The organism is Alistipes sp. AF48-12 (assembly GCF_003477565.1).
Taxonomy (GTDB): Bacteria; Bacteroidota; Bacteroidia; order Bacteroidales; family Rikenellaceae; genus Alistipes_A; species Alistipes_A hominis.
On the sequence record NZ_QUDJ01000007.1, the window covers coordinates 1 to 21,684 of the forward strand.

Annotated in this window: 17 protein-coding genes, 1 tRNA gene and 2 pseudogenes; 1 reads left to right on the plus strand and 19 read right to left on the minus strand. The window is 54.7% G+C overall.

All coding sequences use genetic code 11. The annotated features are described in order from the left end of the window. Window positions 1–74: 74 nt before the first annotated feature. From DW082_RS05575 to DW082_RS14710, 5 genes are all read right to left on the minus strand, one after another. Window positions 75–2,369: a leucine-rich repeat domain-containing protein gene (locus DW082_RS05575; protein ID WP_182424102.1), complete on the minus strand. Its 2,295-nt coding sequence runs from the start codon at window positions 2,367–2,369 to the stop codon at window positions 75–77. Window positions 2,370–2,397: 28 nt separating this feature from the next. Next, complete coding sequence (locus DW082_RS05580) at window positions 2,398–3,429, minus strand: DUF6562 domain-containing protein (RefSeq protein ID WP_118457764.1); 1,032 nt, start codon at window positions 3,427–3,429, stop codon at window positions 2,398–2,400. Then, window positions 3,426–4,754: a DUF3575 domain-containing protein gene (locus DW082_RS05585; protein WP_182424103.1), complete on the minus strand. Its 1,329-nt coding sequence runs from the start codon at window positions 4,752–4,754 to the stop codon at window positions 3,426–3,428. The genes DW082_RS05580 and DW082_RS05585 overlap by 4 nt, the downstream gene beginning before the upstream one ends. Next, window positions 4,745–4,891 carry a hypothetical protein gene (locus DW082_RS14705; RefSeq protein ID WP_220452645.1) on the minus strand — a complete coding sequence of 49 codons (147 nt, stop codon included), beginning with the start codon at window positions 4,889–4,891 and terminating at the stop codon, window positions 4,745–4,747. Before DW082_RS14705 ends, DW082_RS05585 begins: the two co-directional genes overlap by 10 nt. 266 nt (window positions 4,892–5,157) lie before the next feature. Continuing rightward, a complete protein-coding gene (locus DW082_RS14710; protein ID WP_147386973.1) occupies window positions 5,158–5,337 on the minus strand; it encodes a hypothetical protein in 180 nt (59 codons plus the stop codon). Window positions 5,338–5,685: 348 nt separating this feature from the next. Between DW082_RS14710 and DW082_RS05590 the strand changes: the two genes are divergently transcribed. Next, window positions 5,686–6,816 (plus strand): ATP-binding protein, encoded by a 1,131-nt coding sequence (locus DW082_RS05590; RefSeq protein ID WP_118457768.1) that lies wholly within the window; start codon window positions 5,686–5,688, stop codon window positions 6,814–6,816. Between the two features lie 354 nt (window positions 6,817–7,170). On the opposite strand, the pseudogene DW082_RS05595 reads toward DW082_RS05590, so the two are convergent. From DW082_RS05595 to recQ, 14 genes and pseudogenes are all read right to left on the minus strand, one after another. Further along, window positions 7,171–8,362, minus strand: a pseudogene (locus tag DW082_RS05595) (site-specific integrase). A 274-nt stretch (window positions 8,363–8,636) separates the two neighbouring features. Beyond that, a tRNA-Ser gene (locus DW082_RS05600) sits at window positions 8,637–8,724 on the minus strand. Window positions 8,725–8,887: 163 nt separating this feature from the next. After that, complete coding sequence (locus tag DW082_RS05605; protein ID WP_101572627.1) at window positions 8,888–9,682, minus strand: TatD family hydrolase; 795 nt, start codon at window positions 9,680–9,682, stop codon at window positions 8,888–8,890. After that, on the minus strand, window positions 9,676–10,788 hold the full coding sequence (gene dprA / locus DW082_RS05610) for a DNA-processing protein DprA (protein ID WP_101572625.1): 1,113 nt from the start codon (window positions 10,786–10,788) through the stop codon (window positions 9,676–9,678). The genes DW082_RS05605 and dprA overlap by 7 nt, the downstream gene beginning before the upstream one ends. A gap of 69 nt (window positions 10,789–10,857) precedes the next feature. Then, window positions 10,858–11,916, minus strand: coding sequence for a dTDP-glucose 4,6-dehydratase (rfbB, locus tag DW082_RS05615; RefSeq protein WP_101572623.1), 1,059 nt, complete (start codon window positions 11,914–11,916; stop codon window positions 10,858–10,860). Window positions 11,917–11,928: 12 nt separating this feature from the next. Further along, window positions 11,929–12,792, minus strand: coding sequence for a dTDP-4-dehydrorhamnose reductase (gene rfbD, locus DW082_RS05620; RefSeq protein WP_101572621.1), 864 nt, complete (start codon window positions 12,790–12,792; stop codon window positions 11,929–11,931). Between the two features lie 3 nt (window positions 12,793–12,795). Beyond that, a complete protein-coding gene (gene rfbC, locus DW082_RS05625; RefSeq protein ID WP_055204869.1) occupies window positions 12,796–13,356 on the minus strand; it encodes a dTDP-4-dehydrorhamnose 3,5-epimerase in 561 nt (186 codons plus the stop codon). A gap of 46 nt (window positions 13,357–13,402) precedes the next feature. Continuing rightward, window positions 13,403–14,272 (minus strand): glucose-1-phosphate thymidylyltransferase RfbA, encoded by an 870-nt coding sequence (gene rfbA, locus DW082_RS05630; RefSeq protein WP_055204867.1) that lies wholly within the window; start codon window positions 14,270–14,272, stop codon window positions 13,403–13,405. 98 nt (window positions 14,273–14,370) lie between these two features. Continuing rightward, complete coding sequence (locus DW082_RS05635) at window positions 14,371–16,158, minus strand: family 78 glycoside hydrolase catalytic domain (RefSeq protein WP_409049072.1); 1,788 nt, start codon at window positions 16,156–16,158, stop codon at window positions 14,371–14,373. 39 nt (window positions 16,159–16,197) lie between these two features. Continuing rightward, window positions 16,198–16,952 (minus strand): annotated as a pseudogene (locus tag DW082_RS15445) (alpha-L-rhamnosidase N-terminal domain-containing protein); the annotation flags it as partial. A 311-nt stretch (window positions 16,953–17,263) separates the two neighbouring features. Further along, the gene (rsmA, locus tag DW082_RS05645) at window positions 17,264–18,055 is read right to left on the minus strand and encodes a 16S rRNA (adenine(1518)-N(6)/adenine(1519)-N(6))-dimethyltransferase RsmA (RefSeq protein ID WP_118457774.1); all 792 of its coding nucleotides are present in this window, start codon (window positions 18,053–18,055) and stop codon (window positions 17,264–17,266) included. 19 nt (window positions 18,056–18,074) lie between these two features. Next, window positions 18,075–18,440 carry a hypothetical protein gene (locus DW082_RS05650; RefSeq protein WP_118457776.1) on the minus strand — a complete coding sequence of 122 codons (366 nt, stop codon included), beginning with the start codon at window positions 18,438–18,440 and terminating at the stop codon, window positions 18,075–18,077. Further along, window positions 18,395–19,336, minus strand: a complete 942-nt coding sequence (locus DW082_RS05655) for a hypothetical protein (RefSeq protein WP_118457778.1) — start codon at window positions 19,334–19,336, stop codon at window positions 18,395–18,397. The genes DW082_RS05650 and DW082_RS05655 overlap by 46 nt, the downstream gene beginning before the upstream one ends. A 136-nt stretch (window positions 19,337–19,472) precedes the next feature. Next, a complete protein-coding gene (gene recQ, locus DW082_RS05660; protein ID WP_055204859.1) occupies window positions 19,473–21,665 on the minus strand; it encodes a DNA helicase RecQ in 2,193 nt (730 codons plus the stop codon). Between the last annotated feature and the right edge of the window lie 19 nt (window positions 21,666–21,684).

The window sequence follows — 21,684 nt, forward strand, 5'->3', positions numbered from 1 at the left end:
CGCACTTATATAGTGCGTCCCGGTTTACTTCGTGTACTAATGTTATGTAGAGGATATTCCTCGTCGAAAGGTTATTACAAATCCCGGTATTCGATCGTGTAACCGCATTTGTCGGGATTCAACAGCACGGTTTTCCAGTAGTTTTCGGTCCCGTCTTCCTGAAGATCGTCTTCATACCCGGTCGCACCGGTAGGTACGATCAGTTTCTTTTGTCCGTCCGGCACGTTCAAGCCTGCCAGATAGTTTCTGCCGTGGTCTTCATTGATCATTCCGAAATCCTCGAATTTCACCGCAGGGGCTTTCATAGCTTTGCAGGTGATGGTTTCCAGATTGTAGCATCCGAGCAACACACTATTGTTGAAAGCGGCCGTATTGGACGGGAAGGTCACGGATGTCAACGCTTCATCCTGATAAAAGAATCCGAGTCCGAATGTCAACGGAGCTTCCCCGTCTTCGATAACGGCGGTTTTCAGGTTCGGCATATTGGCGAACGCCGCTTGGGTAGCAACGGATAGCGTGCCAGGAATGGTAATCGACTCAAGAGCCGTATTACGGAAAGTCTCGGATCCTATGGATGTAATATCGTCGGCGAATTTTACCGATACTAAGTTTTTACAATTTAGGAACATTCTATCCGAAAGTACCTTTATCCCATCGGGCAGTTCGACCTCGGATATGGATGTCCCGGCAAACGCCCCGTACTGGATTTCGGTCACCGATTCGGGCAGATTGATCTCCGTTATGCCCGAACAACCGTAGAACGCATTATAATTTATGGTTTCCAATCCTGACGGGAAAGTTACGGAACGGATATTCGCACAATTTAAAAATAGATTGCTCGGTATTACGGTCATATTTGCGGGGAGAGTCACATCCAACTCCAGATTAGTACATCCGGCAAATGCCATATTCCCATATTCAGCAATATGGTCGAAATTTATCGTTTTCAGATTTGCACAGTCCCTAAAAGCCATTTGAGATAATTTGGTTACGCTTTCGGGCAGTGTGACTTCGGTCAGCGAGGTACAGTTCTGGAAGCTGCCGACCGAAACTTCTGTCATTGTACTGGACAGACCGACGCTTGACAAATGGCTGCAATCCCGGAAAAAATAGAATGGCACATAGGTGATTCCTTCCGGAAATACGAATGCCCGTAATGAAGTGTTGGCATCGAAAAGAGTACCGGGCATATAATTACGTTCATACACGGCTCTGCCCAAGTCGATCACTTCGAGATTCCGGTTCTTTATCGCGGTAAGCTGATTCGATGTCACTTTCGTTCCTCCTACGGAGAGCGCCGCGAACGAAGAATAGGTCCCTTCCGGCATATCCGCTGTTTCCCATTTCGTCCAAGCTTCACCGTCCAGCGAATAATAAAGTCCCGTTTCGGTAGGCGTATCTTTCGGCTCGGTCGTTTCGATGTCGTCTCCGGCGAAAGCGGCTTCGGTCTCGACATGGAGCGTTCCGGTTTGAGTAAGCAGGGCGCCGGTCACGTTGGTGCGGTAGTTCTGTTGCAACGGAATGTTGGTCATGTTATATGTAACGACTTCGCTATTGTCGGCACGGTAGAAATACACGTCCATATCCACTACGTTTTTCCCTTCGGACGAAGTGAAATAATAGCCGGTGAACACCTTGTTCTTGTCGGGCGTAGTACCTTCCTTTTCGGTCTTGACAGCCACATACGAGCGGAGATCGGAAGTCGCCGAACCGAACGAAGTCCCGGTCAGTACATTGAAATCCGCCGCCGTCGTTATGGTAAGGCCGGTGTAGACGGGTCTGAAGCTCTCCTCCACCTGCTCATAGTCCGTAGTAAAGATATTGAGCTGCGCTACGGCACGGGTCAGGGTAATGGTTTCGTTTATGGGTGCATCTGCGGTCACTTGCTTGTGCGCCGAAAAAGCATCGCGGGTAGCTGCCAGCTTGTAGTCGTGCTGCTCGTCGGTAATATAGGTCTTTTCGGACCGGCTGACCTCCTTCAAACCGTTGACGGTCGTATAGTGCATATCCTCGTTGCCGCCGTCCTCGGCATAGTCGGCCCACAAGAGAAAATCGAAAGTACGGCCGGAAAGGAGCGTGACGTCGAAAGAGGTCGTCTTGTCTGCGTCCGCCTCCTTTACGATCCGTTTGTAGAGTTCGGGCTTATTGCCGCTTGTCCAGATTTCGAGTATATACCGCAGGTGGTATCCCTCTATGTCCGCTACCTGTTCGGTTACGGCCCTCGATTGCGGGGCCGACGGCAGCCGCGTAGCGAGCGAAACGGCTACCTCCTTCGTCCGGACTTGTCCCGGATCAAGCTCTTTGCTGCACGATGTAAAGGCCAACGCGGCCGATAACATCACCAATGAAAACAACGTGAACTTTTTCATAGAATTAGAATTATTAAAAAGGTGAAACTTAAAGGTAGATATCGTATTCTCCGTCATAATCCGGGTCGATGCCCACACCTGAATTGTAGCTTCGGGTAAGGAAGTCCCCGTATATCCGCGTGACGACATTCCGCTTATAGGGAATGCGGATGCCGGTGCTTTCGCTGACGAGTTCGCCCCCGTCGTCGTATATGCGTATGTCGGCCGTTACGGCGGATTCCGTACCGTTGACGAACACATAATCGAAGGCGAGCGTAGCCGAGGTTTCGGTCACTTCGGCCAGCGATGCGTTGAAAACGACTCCCTGCACGGCATCGCTGGGATTGTCCGTAGCCGCGTTATAGGTGGACGGCAGGTATCCCCTGTAGGCGACTTCGACCCGGTAAGAGGAGAGGTCGCCGTCCGTTCTCGCTTCGGCGGCACGCTGCCTCCGGAACTCCGCTACATCGCGCGTGATGATCTCGTAGCGGGCGAGGGGCCTGTCGAGGGTGATTCGTTCCTCGACGACTGCGTTCCGCTGTCCTCTGTATCGGGAAAGGTCTATGCGTTTGTTGGCGGCGAAGGCGTCTTTCGTTTCCGCATTACCGCGATAAGTTCCGCAGAAACATACGCTGTGAAGTCTGTCGGCCGTGTAATGCAATTCATCCCCCGTTTCGGCATCCTGATAATCGGCCCATGCGAGGAGCAGGTAGGCCCGGGAAGCCAGTTCGAGCGTCAGTTCTACAGGATCGTCGCAAAAAGCCCTTTCGTCCAACGGGATCACCTGCCGCAAGCAAGGTTCGGCCCCGTATATATCGGAAGGGTACAGTTCCCCGCCGGGATGGTTGTCGGCATAAGCCTCGACGACCAACCGGGTAGGCCCTGCGGCGTTTTCCGTTCCGGCAGCGCCCGCACGGGTAATTTCATGGACATCCTCAAAAGGGGTAAGGAAGTTTATGTCGGCCATGATCCGGACCTCCATCGTCGAAGGTGTTCCGAAATCATCCGGAAATTCGTGCACGTCGCAGGCGGTCAGCCATGCCAGCGGAAGGCATATCGCCAGGTACAGTAGTCTTTTCATCGCCTGCCTCCTTTCTTTTTCAGGTCGAACGTATAGGAGAACGACACGGCGGCGTTATCTACCCCGAAGAAGGTCTTGCGGACGGTCGAGGAATACGCTCCGCCGGGTTCGTTGTGGAACTTGTCGTAATGCAGATGGTATGCGCCCGCGCCGAGCGAGAACTCGACGTTCCAGCGGTCGCTGCGGCCGAGGGGCATCCGGTAGCCGACGCTTACGCCTCCGCCCAAAGCCGGGGTCGTCCCGTCGTGGTCCTGTATGCGCCACTTGCCGCCGAGGGCGAGGTTGTACGAGGCGACGCCGAAGTGGACGCCCGCGAAGAAGCGGCGATCCCGCGTGGGCCAATAACGCAGTTCGGGCTGGGCGGCCAGCATGCGGAACTTGGTCGTCCCGCTGAAGTAGTTCCATGCGGAATAGTAAACCGGGATGTTGAGCGACAACCTTTGCGAGAGGTCTATCTCCACCGCGACATTACTTATGGCCATAGCCCAGCCGACGGCGTTGGTCTTGACTGCGAGCCGGGGAGTCCACCCCTTCGCTTCGGGACTGGCCTTGCCTGTAACTGCCGGGATCGCTTCCCCGGCTTCGTCCGTACGTTCAGGTGCGGCGGCCGTATCGGGAACGGTTGCCGGTTGCGGCTCGTCGTTCTCCGCAGGTTTCAGTCCGGGTTCCGGCTCCCGGACGGGTTCTTCGGCAGGGGGCGGAGCGGCCGCTGACGGTTGCGTGCTTCCCGGTGTTTCTTCCGACCGGAAGTATAATGTCACGACGACGCTGCTTCGCAGGTCGGGGAAGAACTCCCGCAGCATGTAGCGGTAAGGCTCGCCGCCGCGCAGGTCCATCAGCCGTTGTTTACGGCCGCCCACGACCCGGTTCCTTTCGTCGAAGATCCAGACGGGCGTGTTGTCCAGCACGTCGAGCACTTCGTCGCGGTACGGCATGCCGGATGCGGCCACCTGTGCCCGCAGTTCGTCCCACGCTATCCCGGCGGCCTGCCTGTCGATCAGGGAGGCGGGAACGGAGCCGTGGCGGACTATCCATGAAGAGAGCGAATCGGCACGCCGTTCGGAGAGCAGTTCGTTGGCACGGTTAGCCCCGTCCGGGGAGGCGTAGGAGCGTATGGAGATACGTTCGAGGCGGCCCGCAGAGCGTGCCTCGCCGATATACCGTACCAGTCGGTCCAGCGCGGCGCGGTTATCGCGGAATCCCGGTTCCACGTAGCGGTAGCCTGCCCGGTAGTAGATACGCACCGAATCGACTCCCTGTCCGGCATGGGCCGACAGAAAGCACGACAGGCAAATGACCGATAAAAAGATTTTTCTCACCGACATAGCCGCGAACATCCGTTAACCCGTTCGTAACCGGGAAAATCTTTCATGTCGTTGCGGAGGCCGGTAATGTCGTATTGATCGAATCCGGTCGGCACGGCCCCGACCGATAGAGCAGAGATGGGGAGACTGTTTTTCATTTGTGTAAATCGGTTCCGCCCGTCCCCCGGCGGAGTTTGGTTACACATATAAAAAAGACGTGGGACAGTACCTTTTATTTGCTTTTGAGGTCTTGGCCAACCGTGCAGACAAATAAACGAGTAAAGCCCACGTTTCCGTGAGCGTTTACGCTTTACTCTTGTCTGCGATTAAAACGGCCAAGTTTCAAAAGCAAGAATAAAAGCTAACGCTTTTTATATTTTATCTCTTAATATTTCTCCGTTTATGCCATAGGCATCACCTTTAATTAATTGGTTTTCGCGGTAAATATACGAAAAAAGACTATATATTGATTGAATACGGGAAAGAGAAAGGAAAGATCGGGAGCAGAATTTGTGCGGACGAAGCAGAAGTTGCCCGTTTTACGGCCTTCTCTTCCCTTTTTTTCGGCCAAGATATACATGCCCAAATATTCATCTTGTGCCACTCCAAAATCCGTTTTACATCGGATAATCCCTTTGACCCTGCTTGCAGATTACGTGGCAACCGTCCCGACGACAAGTGTCGGTCGGGGTATTGAGCTACCCCGAAAGGAATTTAGTGGACATCGGGCAAGCCCGAACAAAAATAGCTTCGGCAAATAACCGCACTCCTGAAATAATGCGAATTGCCGATAAATATCCAACCTCAACTATATGAATTGGCGTATTACGACAGCGGCTAAACACGAGTTTCGATCCAAGACCCGATATTCTAATAACTTTATTAGTAATACTATTGTTAGTAATAGAATTATTACCTATCTTTGCAATTAGAGAATAACAAGTTGAAGATTATGGAGAACAAACCTTTTATATTCGGGGTTGCGACCTCGGGCGATAACTTTACCGACCGGGAGAAAGAAACGGAACGCCTGTTGTTGAATTTCCGGCATGGCGTGAATACGGTGCTGATTTCGCCCCGTCGCTGGGGTAAGACCTCTTTGGTGCAGAAAGCGTCTCGCCTGGCACAGTCCGACAAACTGAAGATCGTTTATCTCGATATTTTCTCGTGTCGCAGCGACCGGGATTTTTACGATGCCTTTGCGTCCGCCATTCTTAAACAGACTTCCTCGAAAGTGGACGAATGGCTGGAGAATATCAAACTGTTTCTTTCCCGTATCAGTCCCAAAATTTCGATGGGGCCGGACCCGATGACGGATTTTTCCATATCGCTCGAACTGAATCCCAAGAGCAGCGACATCGACGAAATCCTGCAACTTCCCGAAAAGATAGCGCAGAAAAAAGGCTATCATATCGTCGTCTGCATCGACGAGTTCCAACAGATCGCCGAGTTCAAGGATTCCAAGACATTCCAGAAGCGGCTGCGTTCCGTATGGCAGTTGCAAAAGTCTGTGTCCTATTGTCTGTTCGGCAGCAAGAAACATCTGATGAACGAACTGTTCGAGAAAAAGAGTCTGCCGTTTTACAAGTTCGGCGACGCCATTTATTTACAGAAAATAGGGACAGCGGATTGGATCGACTACATCTGCGGACGTTTCGAGGCTACAGGCAAACATATCTCGGAAGAACTGGCCGAAAAGATTTGCCAAAGGGTAGACAATCATTCTTCGTATGTGCAGCAGTTGGCATGGCTGGTATGGATTCATACGGACAAGATTGCTACGGAGCAGGATTTCGAGGCGGCCTGTCAGGATATTATCGACCAAAACACACCGCTGTTCGAGAAGCAGACCGAGAGCCTTACGACCTATCAGATGAATTTCCTGCGAGCCATTTTAGACGGGGTTCATAGTGAATTTACAACACAGGAGATTTTGCAGAAATATCAACTCGGCTCGTCGGCCAATGTCAGCATCGTAAAACGGGCGTTGGTCAAGAAAGAACTTATCGAGATCGAAAAGCGTCAGGCGGTCATTCCCGATCCCGTAATGGCAGTGTGGTTGAAGCGGGAATTAGGGATGTGATCCACTTCGGAGAAAGAATGTCAGTAACTCGCCGACGCTTGAACGCGTCCAGGAAGCAAGTATAGGTTTTGTGTTCCGCAAAACCGCCGACGATGCCGGAGAGCTGCCGGATATTGCAGCGGAAAAGTATCGGCACGAAGTCCCGAACAAAGCTTTACGAAGGCAACGGATAGGAGGGAAAGGACAACACAATCCGCCCTGATTTTCTTTTTCCCTCATTTCGGCCCAAAACGGTTTATTTTAGTTTTTCTTCTTATATACGCCCAACTAAACTAAACTTGAAATCCGAGCCCGCAAGGTGGATAATTCCGGCTTCCGGAACTTTACCGACAGACCCGGAAATTTATCGGGGGATCAGTCGAACAATCCGTTCACCAGATTGACTGCATCGTCCTTTTTCTGATTGATGATTTTGGCATAGACCTGCGTCATCTTCACATCGGCATGACCGAGCAGCTTCGATGTCGTGTAGAGGTCTGCACCGAGCGTCAGCATCATCGTGGCGAAAGTGTGCCGGGCAAGGTGGAAAGTCAGGTTCTTATTGATACCGCAAACATCCCCGATCTCTTTCAGGTAAGCGTTCATTTTCTGGTTACTGATTACCGGCAGCAATTTGCCCTGTGGTAGTTGACCTGCATATTTGTCGAGAATCATCTTAGGTATGTCCATCAATGGCACATTGACTTTTACATTGGTTTTTATTCGTTTAGTCATTATCCAAAGTTTGCCATCAAAGTTTTTCCGGATATTTTCTGCTTTCAAGTTCATCACGTCGATGTAAGCCAAACCGGTGAAGCACGAGAATATAAACAAATCCCGTACATGTTCCAGTCTTTTTGTTACCATTGGCTTCTTTAAGATCAGAGCGATTTCGTACTCTGTCAAATAGTCCCTATCAACTTCTTCTAAGCGTACTTTATATTCTGCAAAAGGATTCGTTTGCAATTTTCCGTTTTCCCGGCTATGATGATTATGCGCCTGAAAAACTGGAGAAACTTTACGGTTGTGTTGTGGCAACATTTACATTCCGTCCGCAAAAACGACTCAAAACCGGCAATAAACTTATGATTTATATCTCGCAGGGGCATGTCCGAGAGGTTGTATTCACTGAGAATGAAATTTGTCAGGTGTCGCCGGGTGACCTCGTATTTCAAGTAAGTCGGTCTCGTTATTGAGATTCCTATCTGTTTCCTGCTGTTTTCATTATGCTCTTTGAATAGGGCCAATACCGTTTCCTGCTTGATACGGTGTCCCAAAAACTCATTCTTCACCGTTTCAGTGGTGACGTAGTAATTGTCCCGCTGTTGATCGTGGTAGATTTTATTCAACGAAGACCGGACGTCATCCAGCAGTGCGTTTATTTTACCCGCATCTTTACCTTTGACTTTTCCGACCTCCACATTCCAGTTTGCAGGCAAGACACTCTGCTTGGTACTAAACTGGGCAACTTTACCATCGATGGTGATGCGAGCCATGATCATGCCCGTCCGTCTTTTCTTTCCGATCCTTTTTTCAGGTAGAACAGAATTGAAAATGTGCTTTTCATATCTCACGTTGTTTAGTTCAATTAAGAATAGGGAATATCCCTAAACTTGGAGATAGATAAACTTCGTAAAATGTGGACTTTACACAGTCATTTTCGGACAAATCGTTACCTTTTTTGTCCCTTGAAAAAAAGGTAACGATTTGGTAACGATTTTTTGTCAGTCGTTGTCTTTTTGATGTCTTGGAATGTCGATTCAGTGGCAACAAAAAAGCCTATAAATCTTAGATTTATAGGCTTTTGTCTGAATTCTATCCGGATTTGTCCGGAAGTTCAGCGGAGAAGGCGGGATTCGAACCCGCGATACCCTTTTGAGGTATACACACTTTCCAGGCGTGCTCCTTCGACCGCTCGGACACTTCTCCTAAAAACTTTTACTGAAACTTCCGAGCCGGGGTCGAAGTAGTGTTCGGCTCAAAAAGCGCGGCAATGTACGAAAAAATCCTGAATTATTAAAACCGGACGGCATTTTATCGCAAAAGATATTCCGTCGTAACGTTTACCGGCCCGCTCCGGGAGTGGAAAACGTCAGAAGAACGCGTCGCCGAATATCTTCCGGACGCTCCGGGCGGTCGTCTCCGCCACTTCGTCCGGCGAAATACCGTAAATCGCGGCGATCCGTTCGCAGATCAGCGGCAGGTAACCGCTTTCATTCCGTTTGCCGCGGTACGGCACCGGAGGCAGGTATGGAGAATCGGTTTCGAGAAGCAGCTCGTCGAGCCGCATGGCCGGCAGCACTTCGGCCACGGCCGATTTTTTATACGTGACCGGACCGCCGATCCCGAAACAGAACGTCCCGACCGCCCGAATCCGCCGGTAATGTTCGGCCGTTCCGCAAAAACTGTGCATCACCCCGCGCAAACCCCGTCCGCCGAAATTCTCCAGCAATCCGCACATCTCGTCCCAGGCATCCCGCGTATGGATGGCGACCGGCAGGTCGTAAGCCAGCGCCAGTTCGATTTGGAAGCGCAACGCCTGCATCTGCTGTTCCCGGAAATCGCGGCTCCAGTAGAAATCGAGTCCGATCTCGCCGACACCGCAGAAACGAATCCCCGCGGGAGGCGCCTGCAAGTACTCCGCCACGCGGTCGAGATCGGCCCGGTAGTCCGGATTGCCATTCACAGAAGTCGGGTGCAGCCCCATCATCGGGCGGCAATACGCCGGATAACGCCTCGACAGGGCGAACATCGCATCGTAGGACTCGCGGTCGACGGCGGGCAATAGCATCTTCCCCACTCCGGCGGCCTGCGCGCGCGCGATCGCTTCGTCCCGGTCGTCGTCGAAAGCGACGTCGTACATATGGCTATGCGTATCGATCAACATCTGACGTAAAAACTACCCCGCAACGAGCGGATCAATCCTGAAAATTCGAGTTCCAACAGCAGCGGCGACAATTCCTGCGGCGCAATCCCGCTGCGCAGGCTCAATTCCTCCGACGATACGGGAACGTCGGTGCCGATCAACTGCAATACCGCTTCTTCCGGCGAACCGGCAAGTATATCGATCGGCGATTGCCTCGCCGGTTTCCGCACCGGTTCAACCGGATCGGCAGGCTGCCAGTTCAGCGCCTCGACCACATCCTGTCCGCAGCATACCATCTGGGCTTTCAGGCTCTTGATCAGGCCGTTCGTTCCGTCCGACGACGAGTCGGAGACGCGCCCCGGAACGGCCATAACGATCCGGTGATAACCGTCGGCCATCCCCGCGGTCACCAGCGAGCCGCCGCGACGGTGCGATTCGACGACCAACGTCCCGTCGCTCAGGCCGGCGATAATCCGGTTCCGGCAAATGAACGAAGAGCGTTCGGTCTTATACCCGCTGCAAAACTCGGTCACCACGGCGCCGCCTTCGTGCACCATGCGGCGGGCATCCCGCGTATGTTCTCTCGGATAGATGCGATCCAGCGGATGCGCGACGACCCCGACCGTAGCGAGTCCGGCCTGCATGGCAGCCCTGTGCGCCGCAATGTCGATCCCGAAAGCCAATCCGCTCACCACCACGGTATCGGGACACAGGCCGGCCACTTCGCGGATAATCCGTTCGCATACGCCGGCCCCGTACACCGTGCAATCGCGCGTGCCGACGACCGTGAGCCAACGTCCCCGGTTCAGATCGATATCCCCGCTGACATAGAGCACATGCGGATAATCAGAACACTCCCGAAGCCGCTGCGGGTAGTCGGGCGACAACGAATCGATAGCCCGGATCCCGTTGCGACGGATCGAATCGACCTCTTTCGCAGCCCGTTCGTGATACTCCCGGCGGCTGATTCGCTGCGCCAGGTCGGGTCTCAGTTCGGCCCGTTCGACGATTTCATCGGCAGTCGCGGCGAATAGCCGTTCCGCCGAACCGAAACAGGCGATCAGATGGATCGCCGTCCTGGATCCCACCCCGGGATACAGCGTCAATGCAATATCATCCACCAACATATGCTGAACGTTTAAACGATCGGTTATCAACTCAATTCAACCGCCCCGGACAAAATACATCGCCCAGGCTTACCGCCGCCCGTACATCTTCTCGTAATACTTTTCGTACTCGCCGCTGGTCACGCTGTCGAGCCACGCCTGATTGTCCAAGTACCAGCGCACGGTTTTTTCGATACCTTCCTCGAACTGCAGGCTCGGTTCCCACCCCAGTTCGTTTTTCAGCTTCGTCGAATCAATGGCATAGCGCAGATCGTGCCCCGCCCGATCGGTCACGTAAGCGATCAGCTTTTCGCCCGCTCCCTCCGGACGCCCCAGCAAACGATCGACCGTCCGGATGACCACCCGGATCAAGTCAATGTTTTTCCATTCGTTGAAACCGCCGATGTTGTAGGTTTCGGCGATTCGGCCCCGATGGTAAACCGCGTCGATCGCCCGCGCGTGATCTTCCACATAGAGCCAGTCCCGCACGTTCTCGCCCCTGCCGTAGACGGGCAGCGGCTTGTCGTGACGAATATTATTGATAAACAGCGGGATCAGTTTCTCGGGAAACTGATAAGGCCCATAGTTGTTCGAACAGTTGGTAATCACGGTAGGCAGTCCGTAAGTATCGTGAAACGCCCGCACGAAATGATCGCTGCCCGCCTTCGAAGCCGAATAGGGACTGTGCGGGTCGTACTTGGTCGTTTCGGTGAACAGCGTCCCGTCGAATCCCAGCGCGCCGTAAACTTCGTCGGTCGAAACGTGGTAAAAACGCCGGCCGTCATAATCGCCGTCCCAATACTCACGCGCGGCCTGAAGCAGCGAAAGCGTCCCCAGCACGTTGGTTTTCGCAAAGGTGAACGGATCCTTGATACTGCGGTCCACATGGCTCTCGGCCGCCAGATGGATCACCCCGTCGATCGAATACGTCCGGAAGATCTCTTGCATCTTTTCATAGCGGCAAATATCTTCTTTTACGAACGTATAATTCGGCGCATTTTCGACATCCCGCAGGTTTTCCAGATTGCCCGCATAGGTTAGTTTGTCGAGGTTGACGATTCGGTAATCGGGATATTTATTTACAAACAGCCGGACGACATGCGAGCCGATAAACCCGGCTCCTCCGGTAATCAGAATGTTCTTTTTCATCGCTTTTTGTCTTTATTTTTCGGTCGGGACGGACAGGATCGCCATGCATTCCCGCAGCGAATCCAGCCAGTAGGGAACACGGACGCCGGCCTCCCTGATTTTATCTTTTGCAAGCACGCTGTAAGCCGGACGACGGGCCGGAGTCGGATAAGCCGCCGTCTCGATCGCTCCGACGCGGATATCGATCCCCGCCAGCGCAAATACCGCTTTCGCAAAATCGTACCACGAGATCGCCCCCTCGTCGCTGAAATGGTACACTTCGAAACCGGATACGCCGCGTTCGGCAAGCCGCAGGATCGCATGCGCCAGATCGGTCGCATAAGTCGGCGTTCCGACCTGGTCGTACACCACGTTCAGCTCATCGCGTTCGCGGCCCAGCCTCAGCATCGTCTTAACGAAATTATTCCCGTACTCCGAGTAAAGCCATGCGGTACGAATCACGCAGGCATTGCACCCGCTCGCTTCGATCGCCTGCTCTCCGGCCAGTTTCGTGCGGCCGTAAACGCCCTGCGGCGCGGTCGGACGGTCTTCCTTCAGCGGATGACAACTCTCCCCGTCGAACACGTAATCGGTCGAAATATGGATCAGACCGATCCCGCGCTCCCGGGCGACGCCGGCCAGCACTTCCGAGCCCTGCACGTTGATTTTCGCCGCCGTTTCGGCATCGCTTTCGGCCCTATCCACCGCCGTATAGGCCGCACAGTTGACGATCAGGTCGATCGCATGTTTCTCCGCCAGAGCTGCGATACACGCCCGATCCGTGATATCCGCCTCCGGGACATCGGTAAATACGAACCGGTGCTGCGGGTACATTCCGGCAACTTTCCGCAGCGAACAACCCAGCTGTCCATTTCCGCCGGTAACCAATATATTCATAGCTTAATACAATACGCCATTAAACAATACGGCATCGCGCAGCAGCGGATGATGCCGGTCTTTCTCAGAAACGACGATATCCGACGCCGGCAGCCGCCAATCGATTCCCAAAGCCGGATCGTCGTAAGCGATCGCTCCCTCGCATTGCGGCGCGTAGAAATTATCGCACTTATACTGGAACAGCGCTTCGTCGCTCAATACGACGAATCCGTGCGCGAATCCCCTCGGAATAAAAAGCTGGCGATGGTTTTCGCCGGTTAGTTCCACCGCCACATGCCGACCGAACGTAGGCGATTCCCTGCGGATATCGACTGCCACGTCGATCACCGTTCCGCGGATCACCCGTACCAGCTTGCTCTGTGCGTGGGGCGGCAGTTGATAATGCAGTCCGCGTAATACTCCATAGCTCGATTTCGATTCGTTGTCCTGCACGAACACCGTCTCGCACACCTTTTCGGCAAACTCCCGCTGCGAAAAACTTTCGAAAAAATAGCCCCGGTGATCCCCGAAGATTTGCGGTTCGAGAATCACGACGCCCTGTAAATCGGTTTCTATAACATGCATATCCGTTCTTTCATATTTAAATTCATACCGTCTTCGACAAACCGGACTACAACAGCCCGGACAGATATCGGCCGTATCCATTTTTCAACATCGGCTTTGCCAATTCCCGGAGCTTTTCCCGCGTGATCCATCCCTTGTTAAAAGCGATCTCTTCGAGACAGGCTACTTTCAACCCCTGTCGTTTCTCGATCACTTCGATGAAATTCGACGCTTCGCTGAGCGAATCGTGCGTCCCGGTATCCAGCCAGGCGAATCCTCGACCCAGCAACTGCACCTTCAGCGCTTTTTCTTGTAGGAACCGCTGGTTGACCGTCGTAATCTCCAGTTCTCCGCGCGCCGACGGTTTGATCGTCCGGGCGACCTCGACCACCCGGTTCGGATAAAAATAGAGTCCGACTACCGCATAATTGGATTTCGGCTGCACAGGCTTTTCCTCGATCGAAAGCACGTTGCCCGCGGCGTCGAACTCGGCAACGCCGTACCGCTCCGGATCGTTGACATAATAACCGAATACGGTCGCATTCCCCTGCTCTCCGGCCTGTGCGACCGCCTCGCCGAGCATCTTCGTAAAACTCTGTCCGTAAAATATGTTATCGCCCAGCACGAGACAAACGTCGTCCCCGCCGATAAACTCCTCGCCAATTAGGAACGCCTGTGCCAATCCGTCCGGAGAAGGTTGTTCGGCATACGCGAAACGCACGCCGTAATCCGAACCGTCGCCGAGCAGCCGCCGGAACATCGGCAGGTCTTCGGGCGTCGAAATAATCAGGATATCCCGGATACCGGCCAGCATCAGCACCGATATGGGATAGTAGATCATCGGCTTGTCATAGATCGGAAGCAACTGTTTGGACACCCCCTTGGTAATCGGGTAGAGCCGGGTACCGCTGCCCCCCGCCAACACAATACCTTTCATAAAACTATATTTTTTTCAATTCGTTACACAAAGATAGCTTTATTTGACAAAAAAATGTGTCGAACCGGCAAATACGCACGATCCGACACACTTTTTATTTAAATAGAACTTTGAAAACGATAAGTGCCCGAAACCACTTCGTACAACGCCTTGCCGTTCTCCATCCGCAAGAACCGAACGCCCGGGGCCTCCGCCGCCGGACGGCCCGATTCGGTGATCCCTTCCGCCGACGCAGCCGGCACGTGAACGACCGCCGACGTATTGACCGGCACCGTCACGTCGAGCGTCAACCGCTCGCCGTCGCGCTTCCAGCCGCTTTCGATCCGACCGTACATCGAATCGTGCCACGCCTCGACGAAAGTCAGATCGCCGACCACCGACGGGTCGATCACGAAACGTTTGAATCCGGGATATTCCGAAACGCAACGGATCCCGGCCAGGTACTTGTAGAAATAACCGCTGATCAGGCAGAACGGCGGATGGTTGCGCGAAGCCGAGCCGTCCCACGTTTCCCACATCGTATTGGCTCCGTTGGCCACCATAAAGCCCCACCCCGGATAGGCGGGCTGGGTCGCCAGCCGGTAAGCCAATTCCGGATCGACTTGCGGCAACAGATCCATCAGGGCCATCGTACCGACGAAGCCGGTTCCGATGCGGCCGTCGTACTTCTGCAGATCGGAAATCAGGTTCCGCTGTACCGCGTCCCGGTCGCTCTGAGGAACGATCCCGTATTCGAGCGGAACGACGTTCGCCGCCTGGCGGTACGGAGTCGGCTTATCCCCGTGATAGGTCTTCGTAGCCGGATCGAAAAACTCGCGGTTGAAACTCTCGGCGATCCGCGCGGCCCAGGCGTCCATCCGCTCGGCTTCCTGCGGGCGATCCAGGTAACGCGCGATCCCGGCGAGGTATTTCACGACGCGGTAGTGCGAAGCCGTCCCGTAAAGAGTCAGCCCTTCGGGCGGCGCCATCTCATAAGATTGCAGCGTATCGGACAACGTCATGTGCGGCGACACCCAGTCGCCGAGCACCTCGCGGATGATCTCCGGCTTGCCGTCCGCCTGACGCAGCAGGCTGCTTTCGGCGAAACGCTTCATCGTTTCGTAATGCCGCTCCACCACGCGGCGGTCGCCGTAATAGCACAGCAGATCCCACGGCACGAACACGATAGCGGCCGGCCACACGGTCGAAATGCTCTGGTCGTACCCGGTCGACGGCGCCACGGTGCACAGTCCGCCGTTCCGGTCGGCCGTACCGGCCAGGTCGGTCGCCCATTTCGCATAGAAAGCCGCCATATCGAAATTGTAGATCGCCGTCTGGTCGGTCATATAGGTATCGGCCGTCCAGCCCTGCTTCTCGCGGTGCGGACAGTCGGTCGGGATGCTGTGGATATTGTTCAGCAGCGTCGCGCGCGACATCTGCTGCAAACGGTTGACCGTCTCGTTCGAACAGACGAACGATCCGGCGTCGGCCACGTCGGTATGCACCGGAACGCCTTCGACCCGCTCGACGGTAACCCCCTCGTCCGCAGTCACGCGGATATACTGGAAGCCTTTGTACGAAAAACGACATTCGAACGTCTCCGGCCCGCCGCCTTTAAGAATGTAACCGTTCTGCTGCCGGATATTGATCGACTTGTCGTAAAACGACGCGTAATCGGGATCGCCGATTTTGAATTTCATTTTCGACGGATGGATATCCGGCACGAGTTCCGGATCGGATGGCAGTTCGCAGTACTCCACGAGCACCCGCGCTCCGGCCGGACCGCTGACGCGCACCCGCGCCCACCCGGCGATGTTCCGGCCGATATCGTAAGCCGTACGTCCGTTCCCTTTATCGAAGGTTTTGACCGGGGCGATCGGAGCGAAACAACGTACCGGCGGCATCATCTGGGCATACAGCGGCCCGCTGCCGTCGACCACGGCCGCGGGCCTCCAGCCGTCCGCGACGAATCCCGGCCGGTTCCACCCGGCTTTCTCTTCGCGGGCGTCGTACAACTCCCCGTGCCGGGTATCGTCGTAAAGAATCGGACCGCCGGCGGTCGTCCAACTGCCGTCGGTCACTATATCAGCAGTCGTCCCGTCGGCGTATTCGACGCTGAGCAACGCGATCGCCTTCGGCTGTCCGACCCACAGGGAGCTGCCCAATCGCCAGATATCGTTGCACAACGGGTTGTACTGTCCGCGTCCGACCATGATCCCCAGCGCGTTGTCCCCGCGCCGGACATCGGCGGTCACATCGTAGGTACGTAAAACGTCCGTTTATGAAAATTCGTCCAGGCAGGATCGAGGACGTGATCGCCGATTTTTTCCCCGTTCAGAAAGGCTTCGTAATACCCCACCCCGGTCACGTACAGCGTAGCTGCCTTCACTTTCTTCCCGAGCGCGAATTCTTTGCGAAACAGCGGCGACGGATCGTAATGCGGAGAAGCCATATCGTACAGTTCCCAAATCGTCCGGCCGGTTCCGACGAACCACGGCCACGTCGGTTCGCGGTGACTGTTCTCCCGATCCTTGTGAGCCTGCCACTGCTCGCGCCACTGCGCATCGTCGCGGTAGGCAATCCAACGGGCGCCGCCCCAATCCCGTTCGGTCAGCAGCCCCATGCTCCACATCGCGGGCTCGCTCCACGGCCCCGCCTTCCCCGCGGCATCCCACACCTGCACCTTCCAGTAACAGCGCATACGGGATTCCAGCGGCTTGCCGGCATACTCGACCTGAATCGACCGGTCGGAAGGCACCCGGCCGCTGTCCCAAAGATCCCCCCGATCCTTTTTCAGCAGTTCCGCAGAAGAGGCCACCAGAATGCGGTAAGCGGTCTGGCAGTCCCCGCGCTTGCCGGAAACGACTTTCCAACTCAGCCGCGGCGACGTCACGTCGATCCCCAGCGGATTATCGAGGTATTCGCAACGCAGCCCCTCCGTGCCGGCCGCCCGAGGCCGATATTTCCGGCCAACAGCAATCCAAGTAAAATGATCCTTTTCATGAATTAAAATTAAGTTCGGTTATTTCGGGGCAGCCGTCCGGCTACCCAATCGGTTAGTTCGACGAATTGAGCGACATTCAACACCTCGGGACGCAGCGGGAAAAACGCATGTTCGTCTCCTCCCAGGTCGCCGAACGCGGCGCGCAGCGAATTGCGGATCGTCTTGCGGCGCTGGTTGAAAACGGCCTTGACCACCCGGGCGAACAGCACCTCGTCGCAACCGAGTCTCTCTACCCCGTTGCGCGTCAGCCGGATCACGGCGCTCTTGACTTTCGGAGGCGGGTTGAACACCCCCTCGCCGACCGTAAACAGGTACTCGATATCGTAAAAAGCCTGCAAAAAAACGCTCAGAATCCCGTAGTCTTTCGTACCGGGCTTTTCGGCTATCCGCACGGCCACCTCGCGCTGCACCATCCCGACCGCTTCGGGCACCCGGTCGCGGTATTCCAGAATTTTGAAAAAAATCTGCGACGAAATATTGTACGGGAAATTACCGATCACGTTTACCCCGTCGGGAAACCGCTGCGCCAGATCCATTCGCAAAAAATCGCCTTCGATCAACCGCGGCGCGAACTGCGGATAATGCTCGTGCAAGTAAGCGACGCTCTCGGGATCGACTTCGGCGCCGTAGAGCGTAATATCCGTCCTTTCGAGCAGGAACTTCGTCAGCACGCCGGTGCCGCACCCCACTTCGAGCACCGTGGAGCAACGATCGGCCCGCAGGCTGTCCGCAATCCGTTTCGCGACCGACAAATCGGTCAGGAAATGCTGACCGAGGTGTTTTTTGGGTTTTACATACATAGGTCTCTCCGTCACGTTATCAGCGCACCAACATCACTTTGCCTTTCGAATCGGTCCGTACGCTGCCGTAATTGATCGACGGGATCGTTTTCCGGGCTTCTTTCAGGTCGATCACCGCATAATACGGATCTCCGGCATCCACACGGGACTTCACCTCGTCGAATTCCTCCTTCGCCACCGCCATTGCGTTTTTAAAATTGGCCTTGCTCGCCTCCCATTTCTCCTCCGCCGTCGCCAGAGCGTCCAGCCGGACGTTACCGATCATGGTCGTTTCGAGAAAATAAGTCAGATCCCCGTTCGCATCGCCGATGCCCAAAAACATGTGATTCGGTTTCAGAATCAAGTACGGAAACAGATCGAACCGTTGGTAGATCGAAGCCAGCATACAGGTTCCCTCCACGCAGTTCGCCTGCGCGCTGGCCAAAGCCTGACTAAAAAAACGACGTTTTGCACCCTGACATCCTCCGCCTGACCGGGAATTTGGGTCGCATTGCTGTAACTGACCCCTGTCTGCTGCAAAACGTACCAGATCGCGCACATCTGCTGAAACAGGTAATTTTCATCGCCCGACTGGTAACCGTTGAATCCCAACGGCAAAGCGACCTCCTGAAGCGCCTGCTCCATAATCCGGTCGATCTCCGGATTTTCCTCTTCGACGTAACCGGTGAACATCTCGGGAATTTCGACCGCATCGTCCTCGTTGACGACCAGCCCCTGCGGTCGCTCGTACGGATATACGATCAAGGCGTTCACACACTGACTGACCGAACGGCACGAAAAGGTGCGATCGACGGTACAAATCTCCCTGCCGTCGGCCGAGATCGTCCAGCGCAGCGCCAGGTTGCGCGTCCGGTCGAACCGGCGCAACGCATCGTACTTCCAGACCATGCGGGGCTGCATCCACAACGTATCCCCGCTGCGGGGCAGCGTATATTGCCCGACGACCTCTTCGTTGAGCTCGCTTTCGTGCATCTTCAGTTCGATCGTCGCCCCGCTACGCGGACTCACCAGCGACAGCTTGAAAATATCTTTCGTCAGCAATCCTTCCACATTCACGCCCTGGTAGTCCGTTACGAACGGAATCATGTAAAGATAAGAGGTGTAAATCTGATCTTCGAAGCCGCGGGGCGTCAGCACCACGTCCACAGCCACGTCTCCGGCCGCAAGCGGCGGATCCGACTCATCTTTGCTGCACGCGCACAGCGTAAAAACCGCTGCGGCCAAACACAACGATCCGTTCCAAATCCTTTTTCGCAACTTCATTACACCCAATTTATTCATAATCAGATTATTTAAACAATTTCTAATCACAACGCTTCGTCCTTTCCTCCATTATGCAGGGAAAGTCCCCGGCAATTAACGTTATGCCGGACCCGTATCGGACGAGTCCGGCATCATTCCGCCGTATTACCGTTGATCAGTTCCCCATTTCGCTCATGAACCTGGCCCTTACCAGCCGGATCTCCTCTTCGGTGAAATCGGGGCCGAGCTCCTTGACCGCCTCTTCGAGCGAATCGCTCTCGGCGTCCTCCTTGAAATAGAGATAGATCTCTTCGGCCTTCTCCTCGTCGATCACCTCGTTCACGTAATAGCCTATATTGAGTTTCGTCCCGGAATGGATGATGGCTTCGATCTCGCCGAGCAACTCTTCGAAATCCATGTCGCGCGCTTTGGCAATGTCTTCAAAATCCATCTGACGGTCGATGCTCTGAATGATGAACACCTTGTTGCCGCTCTTGTTGACCACGCTCTTGACCACCATGTCCTGCGGACGGACGATGTCTTTTTCATCGACGTATTTCTTAATCAGTTCGACGAACGGCTTGCCGAACTTCTTTGCCTTGCCGACGCCGACGCCCGTGATGTTCTGCATCTCCTCAAGCGTAACCGGGTACTGAATCGACATGTCTTCGAGCGACGGATCCTGGAATACCACGAACGGCGGCAACTCCATCTGCCGGGCCACCTTCTTGCGCAGGTCCTTCAGCATCGCGAAAAGTTCCTCGTCGGCTACCCCGCCTTTGCCGGCCGGCGGTGAAACCGACTCGTCGTCGTCCGTATCATCGTACTCGTGGTCGGCGGTCATCATCACCGAATAGGGATTCTCGATATACTCCTCGCCCGCCTCGTTGATCGACAGCAGGCCGTAATTCTCGATGTTGCGGTCGACCAGCCCGAGGATCAACGCCTGGCGCACTACGGCTCCCCAGAAACGGTCGTTGTGATCGTCGCCGATGCCGAACCACTCGCTCTTATGGTGATTATAAGACTTGATCAGGGCGTTGTTGCGACCGACCAACATGTTGACCAGGTAGTCGGCCTTGAACTTATCGCCAATGGCCTGCAACACGCGCAGCAGCAACCGCAGGTGGTCGCGTCCCTCGAAACGCGGCTTCGGATTGACGCAGTTGTCGCAGCAACCGCAGTTCTCCTCGGGAAACTCCTCGCCGAAATAGTGCAGCAACGTCTTGCGGCGACACACCGAACTCTCGGCATAGGAGACCGTCTCCTGCAGCAGCAGCTTGCCGATCTCTTGCTCGGCCAACGGTTTGCCCTGCATGAATTTTTCGAGCTTCTGGATATCCTTGTAACTGTAAAAGGCGATGCACTGCCCGCCCCCGCCGTCGCGGCCGGCGCGGCCGGTCTCCTGATAATACCCTTCGAGACTTTTCGGAATGTCGTAATGGATCACATAACGCACGTCGGGCTTGTCGATCCCCATCCCGAACGCGATGGTCGCCACGATTACGTCGACCTGTTCGTGCAAGAACTTGTCTTGGTTGCCGGCCCGCGTCGCGGCATCCATCCCGGCATGGTACGGAGCGACCTTGATGTTGTTGGCGGCCAGCAGTTCGGCCAATTCCTCGACCTTCTTGCGGCTCAGGCAGTAAATGATCCCGGACTGTCCCTCGTGGTTTTTGATATAACGGATAATATCCTTCGTGGCATTCGCCTTCGAACGGATCTCGTAGAAAAGATTCGGCCGGTTGAACGACGACTTGAATACCGAAGCGTCGAGCATACCGAGGTTCTTCTGAATGTCCATCTGTACTTTCGGCGTAGCCGTCGCGGTCAGCGCGATCAGCGGCGCCTGCCCGATCTCGTTGATGATCGGACGAATGCGGCGGTACTCCGGGCGGAAATCGTGTCCCCATTCCGAAATACAGTGCGCCTCGTCGATCGCATAGAACGATATTTTGATTTTCCGCAGGAAATTGACGTTATCCTCTTTGGTAAGCGATTCGGGAGCGAAATACAGCAATTTGGTTTTCCCGGCCAGCACGTCCTCTTTGACCTTCGTGACGGCCGCCTTGTTCAGCGACGAATTCAGAAAATGGGCGACGCCGTCCACCATGCTGAACGTGCGCATCGCATCGACCTGATTTTTCATCAACGCGATCAACGGCGAAATGACGATAGCCACGCCGTCCATCATCAGCGCGGGAAGTTGATAACACAGCGATTTGCCGCCTCCGGTAGGCATCAGCACGAACGTATCGTTCCCATCCAGCACGTTGCGGATCACCGCCTCCTGATTTCCTTTGAAATTATCGAATCCGAAATACTCCTTTAAGCAATGATATAGCTTAGAAACCTCTTTATCAGACATCTACATCCAATATTATTTG